Origin of the sequence: Paenibacillus sp. S02 (assembly GCF_019454065.1) — a bacterium.
Classification (GTDB): Bacteria; Bacillota; Bacilli; order Paenibacillales; family Paenibacillaceae; genus Paenibacillus; species Paenibacillus polymyxa_B.
Window position 1 is genome coordinate 506,759 of record NZ_CP073682.1, and the last position, 17,079, is coordinate 523,837.

Annotated in this window: 15 protein-coding genes; 11 read left to right on the forward strand and 4 right to left on the reverse strand. The window is 48.9% G+C overall.

Translation table 11 applies throughout. From position 1 onward, the window contains the following. Nucleotides 1-56: 56 nt before the first annotated feature. The 3 genes from KAI36_RS02265 to KAI36_RS02275 all read left to right on the forward strand — a co-directional run bounded on the left by KAI36_RS02265 (nt 57) and on the right by KAI36_RS02275 (nt 4,903). Nucleotides 57-3,200, forward strand: coding sequence for an ATP-binding protein (locus KAI36_RS02265; RefSeq protein ID WP_220026812.1), 3,144 nt, complete (start codon nt 57-59; stop codon nt 3,198-3,200). Between the two features lie 154 nt (nt 3,201-3,354). Continuing rightward, on the forward strand, nt 3,355-4,506 hold the full coding sequence (locus tag KAI36_RS02270) for a response regulator (RefSeq protein ID WP_220026813.1): 1,152 nt from the start codon (nt 3,355-3,357) through the stop codon (nt 4,504-4,506). A 244-nt stretch (nt 4,507-4,750) separates the two neighbouring features. Then, nucleotides 4,751-4,903: a hypothetical protein gene (locus KAI36_RS02275; RefSeq protein WP_167348614.1), complete on the forward strand. Its 153-nt coding sequence runs from the start codon at nt 4,751-4,753 to the stop codon at nt 4,901-4,903. 142 nt (nt 4,904-5,045) lie between these two features. Here the strand turns inward: KAI36_RS02275 and KAI36_RS02280 are convergent, their stop codons facing one another. Next, complete coding sequence (locus KAI36_RS02280) at nt 5,046-6,800, reverse strand: alpha-glycosidase (protein WP_220026814.1); 1,755 nt, start codon at nt 6,798-6,800, stop codon at nt 5,046-5,048. Between the two features lie 151 nt (nt 6,801-6,951). Here KAI36_RS02280 and KAI36_RS02285 point away from each other — a divergent pair, with 151 nt between their 5' ends. Genes KAI36_RS02285 through KAI36_RS02305 form a run of 5 tightly spaced genes read left to right on the forward strand, consistent with a single transcriptional unit; the run spans nt 6,952 to nt 11,474 of the window. Further along, nucleotides 6,952-7,626, forward strand: a complete 675-nt coding sequence (locus KAI36_RS02285) for a response regulator transcription factor (RefSeq protein ID WP_220028025.1) — start codon at nt 6,952-6,954, stop codon at nt 7,624-7,626. After that, nucleotides 7,626-9,056, forward strand: coding sequence for a sensor histidine kinase (locus KAI36_RS02290; RefSeq protein WP_220026815.1), 1,431 nt, complete (start codon nt 7,626-7,628; stop codon nt 9,054-9,056). Before KAI36_RS02285 ends, KAI36_RS02290 begins: the two co-directional genes overlap by 1 nt. A 59-nt stretch (nt 9,057-9,115) precedes the next feature. After that, entirely contained in the window at nt 9,116-10,033 is a 918-nt protein-coding gene (locus KAI36_RS02295) for an ABC transporter ATP-binding protein (protein WP_103046757.1), read from the forward strand. Continuing rightward, nucleotides 10,030-10,746: an ABC transporter permease gene (locus tag KAI36_RS02300; protein WP_220026816.1), complete on the forward strand. Its 717-nt coding sequence runs from the start codon at nt 10,030-10,032 to the stop codon at nt 10,744-10,746. Before KAI36_RS02295 ends, KAI36_RS02300 begins: the two co-directional genes overlap by 4 nt. After that, nucleotides 10,746-11,474, forward strand: a complete 729-nt coding sequence (locus KAI36_RS02305) for an ABC transporter permease (RefSeq protein WP_220026817.1) — start codon at nt 10,746-10,748, stop codon at nt 11,472-11,474. Before KAI36_RS02300 ends, KAI36_RS02305 begins: the two co-directional genes overlap by 1 nt. Nucleotides 11,475-11,546: 72 nt before the next feature. Here the strand turns inward: KAI36_RS02305 and KAI36_RS02310 are convergent, their stop codons facing one another. Further along, a complete protein-coding gene (locus KAI36_RS02310) occupies nt 11,547-12,503 on the reverse strand; it encodes an L-lactate dehydrogenase (protein ID WP_028541197.1) in 957 nt (318 codons plus the stop codon). Between the two features lie 536 nt (nt 12,504-13,039). Here KAI36_RS02310 and KAI36_RS02315 point away from each other — a divergent pair. The 3 genes from KAI36_RS02315 to KAI36_RS02325 all read left to right on the forward strand — a co-directional run bounded on the left by KAI36_RS02315 (nt 13,040) and on the right by KAI36_RS02325 (nt 15,063). Continuing rightward, the gene (locus KAI36_RS02315) at nt 13,040-13,861 is read left to right on the forward strand and encodes a MerR family transcriptional regulator (protein WP_220026818.1); all 822 of its coding nucleotides are present in this window, start codon (nt 13,040-13,042) and stop codon (nt 13,859-13,861) included. Between the two features lie 144 nt (nt 13,862-14,005). Then, a complete protein-coding gene (locus tag KAI36_RS02320) occupies nt 14,006-14,827 on the forward strand; it encodes a serine/threonine protein kinase (protein WP_220026819.1) in 822 nt (273 codons plus the stop codon). A 116-nt stretch (nt 14,828-14,943) separates the two neighbouring features. After that, nucleotides 14,944-15,063, forward strand: a complete 120-nt coding sequence (locus KAI36_RS02325) for a hypothetical protein (RefSeq protein WP_013369112.1) — start codon at nt 14,944-14,946, stop codon at nt 15,061-15,063. Nucleotides 15,064-15,242: 179 nt separating this feature from the next. Here the strand turns inward: KAI36_RS02325 and KAI36_RS02330 are convergent, their stop codons facing one another. After that, complete coding sequence (locus KAI36_RS02330; protein WP_061831157.1) at nt 15,243-15,428, reverse strand: hypothetical protein; 186 nt, start codon at nt 15,426-15,428, stop codon at nt 15,243-15,245. Between the two features lie 92 nt (nt 15,429-15,520). Then, nucleotides 15,521-17,068 (reverse strand): gluconokinase, encoded by a 1,548-nt coding sequence (gntK, locus tag KAI36_RS02335; RefSeq protein WP_103046763.1) that lies wholly within the window; start codon nt 17,066-17,068, stop codon nt 15,521-15,523. Nucleotides 17,069-17,079 lie beyond the last annotated feature (11 nt).

A 17,079-nucleotide genomic window follows, 5' to 3' on the forward strand; every position in this document is an offset into this window, starting at 1 on the left:
CTGGTTAGAATAACCGATACTAAAAGATAGACGATATTGAAAAGAGCGGAGGAATTATGAAAAAACAGGGGGTTTTATTTTTTATTATACTTCTGCTTGCGGTTGCGTTGCCGGTGTATCCGTTAGTGTCGGGTGTTTTATCCGGGAACAGTCATTGGAAAGCTCACAACGGTGTTATTGATTTGCGTAATTGGAATCCCGAAAAGGAAGGCCCTGTACAGCTGGGAGGGGAGTGGGAATTTTACCCCAATCAGCTTGTGCAACCTTCATCCTTTCGTGAAATGCAAGATAAGGATTGGGTAAATCATCAGAGTTCTTCAGAGTTGGGGATGGAAACGGGATCTTCTACCAAGATTGTAGATGTGCCTGGTAGATGGAATCAGTGGATGCCTGAGGGACAGGCGACCGGATATGGAACCTATCATATTCGTGTGCTGTTGCCTGAAAAAGCGGAAAATCTGTATGGCATCTATATGCAAAACATTCGCAACGCCAGTCAAGTATGGATTGATGGAGAAAACGTGGGAGCAAGTGGCATTCCCTCTGTTTCTGCCGACAAGGGCAAGCAGGGCAATGCCCCCTATGTTGGATTTGCAGCGGTAGATGGACATTCAGCTGATATTACCGTGCATGTGGCTAATTATAGCTATTCCTCCGGTGGAATCATTTATCCACTGTTATTTGGGGATTACGAGAGTATTGCGCATAGCCGGGAAGTTGCGATGGCAGAGGACACCGTACTGGTAGCTGGATTTTTTATTCCTACCGTATTTTTTATCATGCTGTACCTTTTACGTAAAAAGGAGAAGGCATTGCTTTACTTAGGATGTTTTTGCATCGCGGCTTTATTTTATATTCTGACACATGGAGAAAAGCTGCTGGTTTGGGGAATACCGGATTTACCTTATGAATGGATACTAAAAATACAGTCGTTCTCTTCAACGCTGTTCTACTATTTTCTGATCCGGTATGTTCATCTTTCGACGCAGATTGTTATGAATCGGATCGTGCTGCGCCTCTATAATATTACAACCGCACTGATGCTGGGTATGGGGCTATTGTTGCCTACACTGATACTCTCATCCTTTGAAGCGTTTATTCTCCTTTTTGGTGTAGTCAGTGTGGGATATGTATTACTGATCTTGATTCGTGGACTTCTTCAACGGACGGATGACGCTGCACTGCTAGTCATTAGTATTATGAGCATTCTTATGATTGTAGTGACTAGTTTTGTGTATATTTTGGGCTGGGGAGATGTGCGTGGGGTGACAGCCTATGAAATGCTCATATTCGTATTGGCTCAAACGCTTCTGCTGGCCAAACGTTTTGTACATTCGTTTATGGAGGTTGAGAACCTGTCACGACGGTTGCTAACACTGGATGGGTTAAAAGACGAATTTCTGGCCAACACGTCACATGAACTGCGCACTCCTCTGCATGGAATTATTAATATCGCTCAATCCATGCTAGACCGCTACGGGACACAATTCAATGAGCCGCAAAAGCACAACTTGGCCTTGATTGCGAATGTAGGACGCAGACTTTCTTATTTAATTAACGATATTCTGGATTTTTCTAATTTGAAAAATGGCAGATTAGCCTTAAATCGTCGGCCTGTTAATGTACAGGCAGCTGTAAATTCCGTGCTGGAGGTATTGGGTCATACGGTGGGTAAGAAAAAGCTTCAATTTGTCAAAGAATGGCCCAGTTCGTTGCCCAAGGTGGATGCGGATGAGGATCGGTTGATTCAAATTTTGTACAATTTGTTGGGTAATGCGGTGAAATTTACGGAGGAAGGCGAAATCGTAATCTCTGTCAAAGCGGGGAACCGCGAAATGGAAATCAGTGTGAAGGACACCGGGTCCGGTATTGCCCAAGAGCATCTTTCGCATATATTTGAACCTTTTAACCGAGGGGCGAATGCTGAGGATGAAGGATACAGTGGAACAGGGCTTGGATTAGGCATAGTCCGTCGCCTGGTGGAGTTGCATGGTGGTCATATCCGGGTAGAATCTAGATTGGGCAAGGGTTCGACCTTTTATTTTACACTACCCTTGGCGCAGACCGGAACGTTGGCACATGAAGCTCAAAAAGATGTTTCGTCTACGGTTATATTGCAGCCTGGCGTGACGTCGGGTCAGAATGTGATTCCGCATGAAGAGGATGTCCAAGAGCAAGTTCAGACTGTTCCTTACAAAGTGCTGGCTGTGGATGATGATGAGGTTAATCTTCGGGTGCTGGAGGAGCTATTATATACCACAGGTTGTAGCGTGGTGGCAGTGGATCATGCCGAGGAGGCACTTCACATGCTGAATGGCCGTACCCGATTTGACCTGGTCATTACGGATTGGATGATGCCGGAAATGTCCGGTATTGAGCTATGCCGACGGATACGGGAACGGTATTCCCTGTCCGAGCTACCGGTGTTGCTGCTGACGGCACGCGACCTGCCCGGCGATATCCGCGCAGGTTTTATGGCGGGAGCTAATGATTTTCTACGTAAGCCTGTTGATGCTGAGGAATTAAAGGCGCGTGTGCGCACGCTGTTGAACATGCGTCATTCGGCGGAGGAAGCGGTGCGTTCGGAAATGGCCTTTTTACAGGCACAAATCAAGCCGCATTTTCTGTACAATGCATTGAATGTTATTGTATCGACCGTAGCCGTAGACCCGGATAAAGCAGCGGAGCTGCTCATGGAGCTGAGTCAGTATTTGCGGGGCAGTTTTGATTTTCAGAACAGGGAGAATACGGTGCCGTTATCCAAGGAGCTGGAATTGGTAGAATCGTATGTGGCACTGGAAAAAGCACGATTTGAAGAACGTTTGCAGGTGACCGTAGAGGTAGGAAGGAACATCCGGTCGCTTATCCCGCCATTAAGCATTCAGCCCATCGTGGAAAATGCGATACGACATGGTGTGATGCAACGGGCAACAGGTGGAACCGTGCGAGTGGTTGTGCAGGAGGATGGAACCGATTTTGTAGTCAGCGTGACCGATGACGGCGTAGGGATTCCGTCCGAGCGATTGGAACAGCTGTTGTCGGAGGATCATGTATCTTCCAGCGTGGGACTGCGTAATATCCACCGCCGTCTTATCCATATGTATGGAGAAGGGTTGCGGATTGAAAGTAATCCTATGCAAGGGACGACGGTAAGCTTCCGTGTGCCGGAAACGATCTCACCCCGGAATACCGATGAATAAAAAAGTACAGTACATTTGTCGGAAAAGCTAATGTCGCGTCCGCGATGATACGATATATAAAATATAAGGAATTAAAAATTGTAAGGATAAAGCAGATAGCATGTAAATAGAGCATCATGATGGATGGTTGCACAGGAAGGGAGTACAGACACAAATGAAGGCGATTTTAATTGATGATGAGAGGTCGGCATTAACCTACTTGGAACGGTTGCTGGAGGCGGACGGACGGTTAACGGTAATGGGCAAATATACGTCTGCACAAGCGGGGCTGCATCATCTGGCGGCAGAACGTGCGGATATTGTTTTTATAGATATCGGAATGCCAGAGATGAACGGTCTGGAGGCCGCCGAGTGGATTCAACAGCTGGATTCCCATATTCATATCGTCTTTGTGACCGCGTACTCGGAATATGCTATTGAAGCGTTCGAGTTGCAAGCACTGGATTACTTGTTAAAGCCCGTTCATGCCCGGCGGCTATCCAAAACGTTAGATCGGATTGCAGCCACGCTGGCTAATCCTCGTTCTTCCAGTTTGGGAGTTGCAGCAGAGCAATCCCCCAAGGTACGTTGTTTTCAAAAGCTTGAAATTTTGGAGAATGGACAGGAAGCCTTAGGAGCGAAACCATTCAAATGGCGCACATTAAAGTCACAGGAGCTATTTTCCTTTTTACTACACCATGAAGGAGAATGGGTGAGCAAAGAACAATTGCTAGATGCGCTGTGGCCTGAATATCATTTGGACAAGGCTGTTGTTCACCTGCACACGTCCATTTACCAAATCCGCAAGGCGTTGAAAGAACGGATGCAAGATACGAAGCTGGAATATAATCTGGATCGCTACCGCTTGAACCGCAATGGCTGGATTACAGATGTGGAGCTATTCGAGCGGGGAATATCCGAATGGGCTGCATCCGGTAGCGGCGGTACGCCGCGTATTGAGAGCCTGTTGGCTCTATACCGTGGCAACTATCTAGAAGAGCACGATTACCCGTGGGCGTATGCAAAAAGGGAGAAGCTGCGCAGTATGTATCTGGCATGTGCTTCTGAGCTGGCGAGAGAAGAGCTTCGCTCAGGTCGTACCCGGCAGTCTGTTCAGCGCTTACTCAGCCTACAACAACGGGAGCCATACTCAGACGATATCTGCGGTCTGCTGCTGACCGCCTATGCCCAACTGGGCGATTATACCGCTGCGCAAAAGCATTATGAAAGCTTCGTCCGTATACTGGAAGATGAGTTGGGTATTGAGCCGCAGCAGGTGACGCACCAGTTGTACGTGCAATTGAAAACACGGACGCTACCTGCGTAAACTGCTGTACTGGCTCAGGTAGCGCTGAAAAACTGCTTCAAGGGTATATCCTCTTGGAGCGTTTTTTTTATAGATGGAAATTTCGTTTTTTTTTGTGTGAATCACCGAGCCTCTTTACTCAAAGATCTGATATTCGCCGATACTTATTTTCTACAGCGGCATATTCATATAGCATATCTCTTCGCATTTGAGTCGTAATTGAGAGGTTTAAGGAACTCACGTATATATTTAAGGAGGTATTGCATTGGGAAGAACGAGACGAACTGGCTTTAAGAATAAAAGAGTTTCGGTGGTCGTCAGACAATCATCTTCAGCTCAGACAGGACAAGGCGGTAACCCCATTTCGATCAATGCTTCGGATGTTGGGGTAGTAAGAACAGATGTTAAAAACAAATAATCGACTTGGATAGAAGCTCATATTCAACGTAAAAAGACCACCGGGAACAAGTTAACTATCTTGTTCCTGGTGGTCTCGCTTTTTTACCGTATTCAACAGGTACTTTCATCAGCATCCGCTTATAGAGGCTTATGCCTTTCTTCTACTGAGCAGGCGCTGCCTTCAGCACAGCGTATCCGTAGGGTGGAAGCTTGGCATGCAACCCCTTCGCTCCTATGGACCACTGGCTTTCGCCAAAGGCTAATTGCCATTCCTGCTCAGGAATGTCCAGTTCAAAAACGTGATCCTCATCGGAATGGTTGAGCAGCACGAGCAGCACCTCTTCCTCGCTGCGGCGCTCGTAGGCAAGTGAGGTGCCCTCTGGCTGTGCCTCCAGAAAGGTGATGCTTCCCTGATCACGGAGGACAGGGTGCCCCTTACGAAGAGCAATCAACTCGCGGTAAAAGTCGAACAGCTCGCGGTCCTGCTTGTCGGTGTCCCACTCCATGCACTTGCGGCAGCCTGGATCGGCATCTCCATCCAGACCGATCTCATCGCCGTAATAGATGCAGGGTGCGCCCATGTACGTGAACTGGAACAGGGCGGCCAGTCGCATCAGCCGCTTGTCATCCCCGCACAGTGTCAGCAGGCGTGGTGTGTCGTGGCTATCCAGCAGATTGAAGGCAACCTCGGATGCTTGCTGCGGATAGCGGGCCAGCTGTCGTCCGATGGCGAAGGCAAAGCTTTGGGCATCGGTCACTTTCTTGACGAAAAAATCATTCACCGCGTAGGTGAACGGATAATTCATCGTTGCATCGAATTGGTCCCCCTGAAGCCATTCAGACGATTCATTCCACATTTCACCCAAAATGTACGCATCCGGATTGGCCTGCTTGACCGTAGTACGGAATTCCCGCCAAAAGGCGTGATCCACCTCGTCTGCCACATCCAACCGCCAACCGTCGATGCCGATTTCTTCGATCCAATGCTTTGCCACCTCCAGCAGGTACTTTTTCACCTCAGGATGTTCGGTGTTCAGCTTAGGCATCATCGGTTCCAGCCCGAACGTATCGTAGGTCGGTATGTCATCCGCCACTTCCAAGGGAAAGCTATGTACATGGAACCAGTCCTTGTAAGGCGAGGCTTCGCCTTTTTCCTGCACGTCAACGAACGGTTTAAAAGTACGGCCTGAATGGTTGAACACCGCATCAAGCAGCACCCGAATTCCTCGTTCGTGGCAGGCATCGACCAGTTTTTTCAATGTCTTTTTGTCCCCGAAATGCGGGTCCACCTCCATATAATCCTCGGTATCATATTTATGATTGGTCGTTGCCTTGAACACAGGGGTCATATATATGGCGTTAATCCCTAGCTCGTTCAAGTGATCCAGGTGATCCAGAATCCCCTGTAGATCGCCACCGAAAAAATTGTCTCTTTGTGGCGTTCCGCCCCATGTCTCTGCACCTTCTGGGCTGATGGAGGGGTCACCGTTCGCAAAACGTTCCGGGAAAATCTGATAAAATACAGCATCCTTCACCCATGCAGGTGGCTTCAGAATATCAATCGGGTTCAAAAACGGATATTGGAACAGACTGTCTGCGTTTTGAGGTTCCTGGGTGGTGAAGTCATCCTCGTTCATCCAAATACGTTCCTCACCGTCTTCTAGCAAAAATCCATATTTCAGCCGACGGTGAGTAGGTTTTACGCTGCATTCATAGTAATCAAACCTGCCATCGGTAGCGAATTTGGACATCGGGACAAGCTGTCGGGTGCGGTCCCAATCGTATTTATCTCCGGTGAGAGCATGAACGGTATTCAGGTCATTTTTCTTCGCACGTAGCCGTAGAAATATCGTTTCATCATTATAACCAAAAGCCCAATTGCGTTTCGGGTGATGGTATATCGCTTCCAGCAGCATCGGGTAGGCCTCCTTTTTTCACGAGCATTCAAATTTGAAAATGTGAAGCGTATGTCGTATAAGGTAGTTATTAACCTTTTTAAGTGGGTCATGTACCATAAATGCTATAATGCCCATTACATAAAAGAAAAACGATAAGTAGGTGCCCATGATGAAAACAAATGTGTTATACATCGAAGATGACCAGGATATTGGAGCTTGGACGCATCAGTATTTGGAAGAGCGGAATTACGCTGTAGTATGGCTTCGCAGCGGGGATGGGGCTGTGGAAGCAGCCCGTACGTGCCGACTCGTGATTTTGGATGTGATGTTACCCGGTCTGGATGGATTCACCATGGGGAAGCGGCTCAAGAAAGAGTACGCGGAGCTTCCCATTCTCATGTTGTCTGCCCGTACATCCATTGACGATAAGCTGCAAGGACTGGATTTCGCCGACGATTATGTAACCAAGCCCTTTCACCCGGACGAGCTCATAGCACGTATGGAGATTTTGCTGCGCCGATCGGGAACCGTGCCGGAAGAATCCTTACAACTGGGGCATCTCTCTGTCTTCTCTCCTGATAACCGTATTGTGAACCGTGATACCGGGGAGGAAATTACACTGACAGGTAAGCAATATCACATCTTTGCTTATTTGCTGCGGCATTTGGGCCAAATTATGACAAAAGAGCAAATGTATGAAGCAGTGTGGGGGGATCCCTATATCGACGGAGACAAAACTTTAATGGTCCACATCCGACACCTTCGCGAAAAGCTGGAGATCGATCCTGCGGCACCCCGCATCATTGAGACGATCCGTGGTGTAGGATATCGGGTGAAAGCATAATGAGCAGGACGCGCAAGGATTGGAGGAGGCTACACCCCAGCTCTAGGCCGGGTCAGGGAGGTCGGTTTCGCAGTTCACTGTTGTTCCGTTATCTGGTCATTATTGTGGTTGCTATGATGCTGTTGCCCATTGTGTTGCCTGTTACAGCCTTGATATATAGCGTGTTATTGAACTGGGGGGCGGAGCTCAAGCCTAAAAATGCTTACTATCCCTCTACTACCCATACCGAAAATAGCTGGCATCGCGAAGCTGTAGCTTTGAAGGGAGCCACACCAGAGCAAATCTCAGCCCATCTGCGCAAAATACAACAAGATATGTTCCCTAACTCACAAATATTTTGGGTGGATACCGCAGGTAGAACAAGGCTGGAGTTACCCACACAACTTAACATGCCAAAACAATGGAACGCTGCGCAGGCTATAGCTTTTATGAAGCAAGCAAGCTATGAGGGGCCGTTTACGGTAGTAGCCTTTATTGGCGGGGGCAAGAATGATGTAAATCAGGGCTATATGGTGTTAAAAGTGCCTCGTTCGTTCTTTGAACAGCCACCTACAGATAGTAGCATGTTGATGTACTATCTCTTTTTTATCGTATTGGTTCTGGGCGCTTTTATATTCGTATCTCTTCTGTTTTTTGGAGGCATTCGGCGTAGACTGTTGCAGCTTCAGGCCGCCATGTCGCAGCGAGGAGAGGATGGCTTGCCCATTCTTGTTACCACTGGACGCCCGGATGAAATCGGCAAGCTGGAAGAAGCATTTAATCAGATGGTCGAGCAGTTGGCAGAGAGTCGGGGACGTGAGCGTCAGGAGGAAGAGCTGCGGAAGAGACTGGTCGCGGATCTGTCACACGATATTCGGACACCGCTTACGGTCGTGCGTAGCCATCTGTATACACTAGATGGTGAAAATCTGAGCAGCAGAGGGAAACAGTCGATTACACTGATGGAAAACAAGCTAAAAGACCTTGGGAGTCTGATCGATAATCTGCTCACCTATAATCTGCTAGCTAGTGGAAAATACACTATGAATAACACACCGCGTGATATCCTGCGGCTAGTGCGGGAGTGTGTAGCCAGCTGGTATCCGGTGTGGGAAAAGGAGGGCTTTGAAGTGGATATCGACCTGCCCGAACATAGTATGGTGTGGAATGTCGATGAGCAAGGCTTCCGTCGTCTGCTGGACAATCTCTTTCAAAATGTAGTTCGCCATGCTGCCTCAGGCCGATTTATCGGTGTTCAAGTACAGAAAGATAATGGAACTGAGGCATTGGTTATCACAGATAAAGGGCCCGGTATGGAGCAACAGTCCAGTGAAAAAGGGGCCGGGATTGGTTTGGCGATTACAGAACTGCTGGCTCGCGAAATGAATTTGGAGAGGGAGATTTTCAGTTCATCAGCCGGGACCCGAATCCGTTTTTTAAACAAAACTTAAACTCAGAGTTCCCTTGGCTTTAAACTTGGCACGTTACGATAGGTGTCGAGGTGAGGAAATTGAACGAATACATTATTGAAACGAACAGTCTCAGCAAAATATACAAAGGCCGCGCGGCGGTTAATCAGCTGGACCTGAAAATAGCTCGGGGAGATATTTACGGATTTCTGGGTCCCAATGGAGCGGGGAAAACGACAACGATCCGCATGCTGCTTGGACTTATTCGCCCAACTCGAGGAACGATCCGTATATTCGGCAAAGATATTCGCAGACATAAGCTCGATATCTTGCGTAAAGTCGGCTCGTTGGTGGAGTATCCTTCGTATTATGGTCATTTGAACGCAATTGAAAATCTGGAGGCCATTCGCCGTATTTTGAATGTACCCAAGCAAAACATTGCGGAAGTGTTGGAGGTCGTCCGACTGACCAAGCATGCCAAACGTCCAGTCAAAGGCTACTCGCTGGGCATGAAGCAGAGACTTGGTATTGCAGCAGCCCTGCTTGGGAATCCCGAAGTGCTCATTTTGGATGAGCCTACGAATGGTTTGGACCCAGAGGGTATTCAGGAAATGCGCACATTGATTCAGGCGATGCCCAAGCAACGGGGGATCACCGTACTGGTGTCCAGCCATCTGTTGAGCGAGGTAGAGCATATGGCGAATACCGTGGGTATTATCCGTGAAGGAGAGCTGGTTTTTCAAAATACGATTCATAATCTCCGTCAGGAATCCGCAGGCGGAATTCGGATCGTAGTGTCGGAACCGGAAGCAGCCCAATTGATTGCACGTGAGCAGGGCTACCATTCGGTGAAGGACGGATCGGCGCTGGATTTCGAGAACATGAATGATGCGGCTGTTGCGCTGCTGGTCAGAAGATTGGTCGAAAATACGCATGCCGTATACCGTGTGGAGGAACGCCGCAAATCGCTGGAGGATATGTTCATGCAGGTGGTGGGCAAAGGAGGGGCTTCCTTATGATGCTGCGGGCGCTGACTGCGGATCTGCTCAAAGCGCGCAGAAAGGGAATCTGGTTCCTGGTGTTTCTCGGTCCCCTTGGGCTAGTGGCGATGCAGGGACTGAACTTTGGACTCCGCTATGACTATCTGATTCCGCGATACAAGGGCCATTTGTGGGAATCCTTGATGGATAACATCGCTATGTTTGTCCCCCTTGCGCTAGTGTTAGGAGCCACCATGGTCGCTTCCATGTTGGCGAATGTAGAGCATATGTCTAATTCCTGGAAGCAGCTACTGGCCTTGCCGATTTCCAAATTCAGCGTCTATATGGCCAAGCTGACGCTGGCGATCGGGATGCTGTGTGTGTCCTGTGTACTCCTGACGGTAGGGACGTGGGGACTGGGCATGCTACTCGGCTTCGGGGGAGAGCCGGCGCCGATTGGAGAATTACTGCGGCTTGGATTTTGGCCTTTAGGCGGCACGCTGCCTATGCTCGTATTATTGTTGTGGTTAACGGTCACGTTCCATAATCAGGCTCTGCCTGTAACACTGGGCATTACGTTAGGCATCGGCAGCTTGTTTGCTTCACAGCTGTCCGAATGGTTTCCGTTGGCCTGGCCTCAATTCGCATGGGTTGCACCTCAAGCGTGGATGTTTGCGTCCGTCGGGTGCGGAACAGCTGTGCTTCTCAGCCTGCTGACAGCGGCCCATTTTAGCCGAAAGGATGTGGCGTAATGTTCGGAGGATATGTATGGCTGCTTTCTGTTGAACGTATGAAAATGGCGAAATCGCCCGTCTGGCTCCTTGCGCTCGTCAGCCCGGCGATTGCCGTCTTGATTGGTTTGCTGGCAAACCCGGGAGGGAATTGGCAGGTGTTGTTGTCTGCCATGCTTACAGTTCATGCGCTGCTGTTCATGCCGATGCTGACCGCCGTATTTGCATCTCTGGTCTGCCGATTCGAGCATGGGGGCGGCGGTTGGAAGCAGCTGATGTCATTGCCATTGTCCCGCACGAGTCTGTATGCGGCCAAGCTGACCATCATTATGGCTATGGTCGGATTGACCCAGCTACTGTTCGGAGGAGCGTTGCTGGGTGTTGGAGCTGTGCAGGACATGAACGGACCGATTCCATGGGCCGTGATCGCTCAAAGTTTGCTCGCCGGCTGGGTAGCCTGCCTGCCGCTGGCTGCGTTGCAGTTGATGGTGTCCTTCCTGTGGTCCAGCTTTGCCGCACCGCTTGCGTTGAATTTCGTCTTCACCGTGCCGAATATTCTGGTCGCCAATTCTCAAACCTACGGTCCGTACTATCCATGGACACAGCCTTTATTGGCGATGATGCCGAGTGGAAGAGACAACTTCGGGGCGTTCATGGTGCCAACGGACACACTGTTGACGGTGGTACTAGGTAGTTTTGTCGTGTTTTTGTTGGCGGGACTGACAGTATTTCGTTATAAAGAGATATAGGGCGAAATACGGGGATTGCAAAAACTCCTTATCCTCAATGAGGGTAAGAAGTTTTTTTACTGTGCTATTGGTTTACACTAAGCCTGAAATGGCACGGATATTATTGCTGATAAAGTGGCAAGAGGCGTCGAACTTCGCTTGTTCTTCCGGACTTAGCTCCAGCTCGATGACCTCTTGAATTCCTCTGCTGCCGATAATCGCCGGAACACCCGTGCAGACATCGGTGTGCCCGTACTCGCCGTCCAATACAGCAGAGACCGCTATAATTTTACCATCATCATTTAAAATGGAACGTGTAATATACGCCAGCGCATTGGCAATACCAAAATAAGTGGCGCCTTTGCGGGTGAAGATCTCCCAGCCTGCATCCCTGGTCTTACGGGCAATGTCGTCCAGATCGACGTGGCTGAATCGTTCCTTATGCTGACGCAAAATGTGTAAAAGCGGCTTGCCGCCAATCGTTACGTGTGACCAGGCAACGAATTGGGATTCGCCATGTTCGCCAAGCGCATACCCTTGTACGCTACGTGGATCTATGGAAAATACTTCAGAAAGCAACGTCTTGAGTCGGGATGAGTCAATGGAGGTGCCCGTGCCGATCACCTTGTTGCGCGGCAGACCGGATATACTTTGTACCATATACGTTACAATGTCGACAGGATTAGCGGCAATGACGAATATACCGTCGAAGCCACCCTCCATAATCGCTGTTACAATCTCTCTGGTAATAAGCACTGCGTCATCCAGCACAGATAGGCGGTCTTGACCCGGTTTAGGGTTGGCTCCAGCCGTTATAATCACAACGTCCATATCCGTACAGTCTGCATACGTGCCTGCACGTACCTTGGTACGTGTGGACGTAAAATCCATACAATGGGACAGATCCAGTGCATGGGCCAAAGCCCGATCATACGTGCGGTCAATCATCATGATCTCATCACAAATGGACTGATTAACCATTGAGTAGGCACAGCTCGAACCGACCATTCCCGCGCCGACAATAGCTACTTTCCTTGCCTTCCCCTTCATCTATGTTGCCTCCTCGTTCCAGCGAACGTTAATATGCTACAAATTATGCCTGAAATCCATTTTACGTTACATAACATAACATATTGCTGATCTTTTGAAAATATCCATTTTTTTGTCTCCATTCTGGAAAATTAAAAATCAACTGTGAATAGAGGTGTCTTTCTAGGATTAATTGTAGAATGAACGTAAATTATCAATACTTTTACTGGAAGGTAGGAGAGGACGTTTCAATTTATATTTAAGGTGACCGCTGTATAAATTATAACATGGACTATGTTGATGGTAGGAATGGTGCCATAGAAATCATAAAAGTGTGACATTTATGTGACGCTCATTAAAGAGTCTGAAGGGTACATGAAACAGAAGTATTCTCTGCAATGTCGTTTCTTGTATTTCTACAAATATTCCGTTATGACAAAGGTTCTTAACAGTCTGCAATATTAGAACATTTTTGCCAAAGGGTTTCCAATGGATTTCGCGAATTCTACATATACAAGCTAATTTCTTTCCATACCATCCGGGGAGGTAATGATTAAATGGAAGAAAGCAAATCGACGACGGAAGCAGCAAAGCAGTTGGGAATCGGGGCGAGTACCCTTCGTAAATATGCAGCGGCGCTGGAGGAGCAAGGGTATGTGTTTCAGCGTTCCGCGAATCAATCGAGAATGTTCAGTGCTGAGGATGTTGAGTGCTTGAAGGTGATGCGGAGGGCATTGCGTGAACAGCATATGACGATGGAGCAGGCGGTTCAGGTGGTGCTTGAGAGAGTGACCGCTCCCTTTCAAATGGAGGATGAAGAATTCCGCTTGCCACCCATCTCGGATGCTGAGTCACTGACCGCAACTTGGGAAGAAATAATGGCGGCGGCTGAGGGCAGGGAAGAGACGGTCATGCAGGCGCAAGCTGCTGCTACGGTTGAACTGACAGAGTTACAGGATGAAATGAATGCTCAGGAACTGTCAGAGGAACCCATGCAGCTACAGTCGCAGGAGGAGTTCCAGACTTTGGCATCTACCATTGAGTATAGATTGGAACAAGCGCCTGTATCCGTACAAACGCAGGAGTCCGTAGAGCCACAGGAACTGGCACAGATGCAGGACATGGTGCAAAACGCTTTGTTGGAAATGCGGAGCCGTTTGGAGGAGCTGGAAGCAGAGCACAGCCGTTTGGTGGAAAAGAATATCAACCTGTCTAACCAACTGGAGGACCAAAAACGCTGGATGAAAGAAAGGATCGACGAGGAACGGGACCGGCAGTTAATTACGAATTTGCGTACCTACCAGGGCAGGCAACGAAAATCGCGCAGTTCGTTGTTGTCCTGGCTTGGTCTGACACCGCGCAGACGCAGAGAGGCATAATCAGCATCTTTTCTGATAAAGACCATCAGACCTTCCCGGTTCTGATGGTCTTTTATCGTGGATGGTATAATAACGGAATACAAGAATACGAGAACAAGCCACACAAGAAACGTTGATGCGGCATGTAGAGGAAAGGATATAAGTATGTTTGCTTGGTTGCGGAACGCATATGAATCATGGATGGATTATCCGAAACAGCCTGGTGACTTGCTGAGCGGACGTTATGATGTTTGTTCGCTTTTAGGCATGGGGAGCTATGGTCTGACCTATCTCTGTTTGGATCGGAACAGCGGACAAGAGGTGGCGGTGAAATTGCCCAGACCGAGCAAACGGACGAAGGCAGTTCAGCTATTGCAGCGCGAGGCTCATATTATGCGGCAGATGGAACACCCCTATATTCCGAAGCTACTCGAAAGTGTCGAGCATTCGAACGGAATATATGTGGTCATGGAATACATCTCTGGCATGACGCTGGAGGAGCTTATATTTGAACAGGAGCGTTCCTTTACAGAACAGGAATGCGTTGTCTACATTTTGGAGTTAATGGAGCGAGTTCTGCATGTGCATGAACGGGGCTATATCCATCGGGATATCCGCATTCCCAATGTGATTCACCGCGAGGGGAAGCCTTACCTGATCGACTTTGGTCTTGCTCTGGCGGTGGGAGAGCGACAGGAGGATGTATTTACCGAATCCATGCTGGAAAAGCGCGCACCCGAGCGACAAGATGTCGCCGTCTACAGCGATTTGTACGATGTCGGACATTTAATGCTTTTTATGCTGTATAGCAGTTACGAGCCTCAGTCGGATCAACCGCCGGCAAGCTGGCAGGAAGAATTGAAACTGAGTTCACCTGTGCGTCATGTGCTGGAGCGTCTTTTTCAGATTCGGCCACGTTATGAGAATAGCCGACAGTTTATGCAAGAGCTGGAGGAAGCATTGTTGCTGCTAGAGGTTAACCCATAACGTTAGTCCCTAAAAATAAACAGGCATTCGCCACAAAAATGGGGGAATGCCCCCCTTACGCATTTGACCAGGTCTACATACAATGATCCTGTAAATGAGCGAAGGGAGTGTTGTAAATGAGTCATATGTGTGGAGTAGGCGGTATGGGTTGCGGCGTAGGAGCATGGACCTCTGTAGGAGCGATTCTTGTTCTGTTTATTTTGCTGGTGATCATCTCTAAAACCCTGTTTCTGTAATTTCGGTCATAACCGATTTCCTGTAAAATGCACAGATGTTGCCCTGCATAACGAAGGGCGCACAACAATAAAGCGAAGGCCCTTTAGATGAGAAGGGTCTTCGCTTTATAGGGTTTGAAGAAGCCTGTGGCATGCTTCTTGTGTTACGCTCTATTCCGTCGCTCCTTCTTGTTGTTTGGCTAAGAACTGGAGTAATGACGGCGTTTATCCTTGTAATATCGGTGCCCATTGTGGCTATTCTTGTAACCGTCTGAAGAAGAATGGCGTTTACGTTCACGTTCGTAATAACGGTCTGAGCTGCTGTATCGCCGCTTATGAGAATGAGAGGTGGAATGTAGCAGGCGGTGCAGTAATTGTTTGAGCATCGTCTAATCCTCCTTCTTACCCTGCCCAACTGACATAGACAGGTTTTTATAAAACGGTAATACGCAGCAGCGTTAGAACAGGTTCCACTAATTTAAGATTGTAGGGACTTGGCCTGAAATTCCGCAATATCCTTGAACTCTTCTTCGAATTTACGTGAAATGCGGATATAAATCGGCAGTAAATCGCGATAAATATCCACGTGTTCTGCTACAGGTTTGTGCTGGTGAGTGGTACCGATCATACCGGACACAGCATCCAGCGAATCAATCCGTCCCAGCGCGTACAAGCCCAGTATAGCTGCGCCCAGACACGAGCTTTCCAGACTTTCGGGGATAATGACTTCCTGATCGAAAATATCCGCCATGAGCTGTCTCCATAGCTCCGAGCGTGCAAATCCACCAGTGGCATGAATGACTGACGGTCTGTCGATGACTTCTTCCATGGCGAGCATGACGGTATACAAATTGAACAGCACACCCTCCAGAGCGGCGCGAATCATATGCTCTTTTTTGTGACGCAGGGACAGACCGAAGAAGGAGCCGCGAGCATTCGGGTCCCACAGGGGCGCACGTTCACCGGATAAGTACGGAAGAAAGAGTAGACCGTCGGAGCCAGGACGTACCTGTTCCGCAATTTGGGTCAACACATGATATGGATCAAGTCCCAGTCGTTTGGCCGTTTCCACCTCAGAGGCTGCAAACTCATCCCGAATCCAGCGGAAGACTATACCTCCGTTGTTCACCGGGCCGCCGATGACCCACAGCTTTTCGGTCAAGGCGTAACAGAAAAAGCGCCCTTTGGCATCCGTGAGCGGCTTATCAACTACGGTACGGATGGCTCCGCTGGTGCCGATGGTAACCGCGACAACTCCAGGTTTGATCGCATTCACACCGAGGTTGGACAAGACACCGTCGCTGGCCCCGATCACAAAAGGAGTCGTCTTCAGTAGACCCATGTCATGCGCATAGGTCTCATCCAGCCCTTTGAGCACATGAGTTGTCGGCACCAGCTCGGATAGCTGCTCCTTCGTCACACCTGCAATGTGCAGTGCTTCCTCGTCCCAGTCCAGCTGCTGCAAATTCATAAGTCCGGTTGCAGAGGCAATCGAGTGGTCCACGACATATTGGTGGAATAACCGGGCAAAGACGTACTCCTTAATGGAAATGAATTTGTACGTCTGGGCCGCAACATCCGGTAAATCCCGCGTAATCCACATCAGTTTCGTTAGCGGTGACATGGGATGAATGGGCGTTCCGGTACGTAAGTAAATATCGTGTCCGTTGTATTCATGTTTGAGCGCTTCGGCCCATTTGGCGCTACGGTTATCTGCCCAAGTGATGGAGGCGGTCAGCGGTTTGCCGTTCTTATCCACCGCCAGTACGCTGTGCATGGCCGAACTAAAGGAGACGAACAGCACATGCTCGGCTGATACTCCGCTTTGTTTCATGACCTCTTGCACCGTCGTCACGACAGCTTTGAAAATATCTTCCGGGTCCTGTTCTGCCGCATCCGGCTCAGGTGTATGGAGCGGATAGCCCACATGGTGCTGGGCGGCAATATTGCCGTTTTCTTCGAACAGCACCGCTTTGGTACTGGTTGTACCGATATCGACGCCGATCATATATCGGGTGTCTGTCATATTCAATCTCC

What these genes read in the sequence shown, in the direction of transcription:
- KAI36_RS02265 (WP_220026812.1), top strand. Translation starts at nt 57, where the DNA reads ATGAAAAAACAGGGGGTTTTATTTTTTATTATACTTCTGCTTGCGGTT.
- KAI36_RS02270 (WP_220026813.1), top strand. Translation starts at nt 3,355, where the DNA reads ATGAAGGCGATTTTAATTGATGATGAGAGGTCGGCATTAACCTACTTG.
- KAI36_RS02280 (WP_220026814.1), bottom strand. Translation starts at nt 6,800, where the DNA reads ATGCTGCTGGAAGCGATATACCATCACCCGAAACGCAATTGGGCTTTT.
- KAI36_RS02285 (WP_220028025.1), top strand. Translation starts at nt 6,952, where the DNA reads ATGAAAACAAATGTGTTATACATCGAAGATGACCAGGATATTGGAGCT.
- KAI36_RS02290 (WP_220026815.1), top strand. Translation starts at nt 7,626, where the DNA reads ATGAGCAGGACGCGCAAGGATTGGAGGAGGCTACACCCCAGCTCTAGG.
- KAI36_RS02300 (WP_220026816.1), top strand. Translation starts at nt 10,030, where the DNA reads ATGATGCTGCGGGCGCTGACTGCGGATCTGCTCAAAGCGCGCAGAAAG.
- KAI36_RS02305 (WP_220026817.1), top strand. Translation starts at nt 10,746, where the DNA reads ATGTTCGGAGGATATGTATGGCTGCTTTCTGTTGAACGTATGAAAATG.
- KAI36_RS02310 (WP_028541197.1), bottom strand. Translation starts at nt 12,503, where the DNA reads ATGAAGGGGAAGGCAAGGAAAGTAGCTATTGTCGGCGCGGGAATGGTC.
- KAI36_RS02315 (WP_220026818.1), top strand. Translation starts at nt 13,040, where the DNA reads ATGGAAGAAAGCAAATCGACGACGGAAGCAGCAAAGCAGTTGGGAATC.
- KAI36_RS02320 (WP_220026819.1), top strand. Translation starts at nt 14,006, where the DNA reads ATGTTTGCTTGGTTGCGGAACGCATATGAATCATGGATGGATTATCCG.
- KAI36_RS02325 (WP_013369112.1), top strand. Translation starts at nt 14,944, where the DNA reads ATGAGTCATATGTGTGGAGTAGGCGGTATGGGTTGCGGCGTAGGAGCA.
- KAI36_RS02330 (WP_061831157.1), bottom strand. Translation starts at nt 15,428, where the DNA reads ATGCTCAAACAATTACTGCACCGCCTGCTACATTCCACCTCTCATTCT.
- gntK (WP_103046763.1), bottom strand. Translation starts at nt 17,068, where the DNA reads ATGACAGACACCCGATATATGATCGGCGTCGATATCGGTACAACCAGT.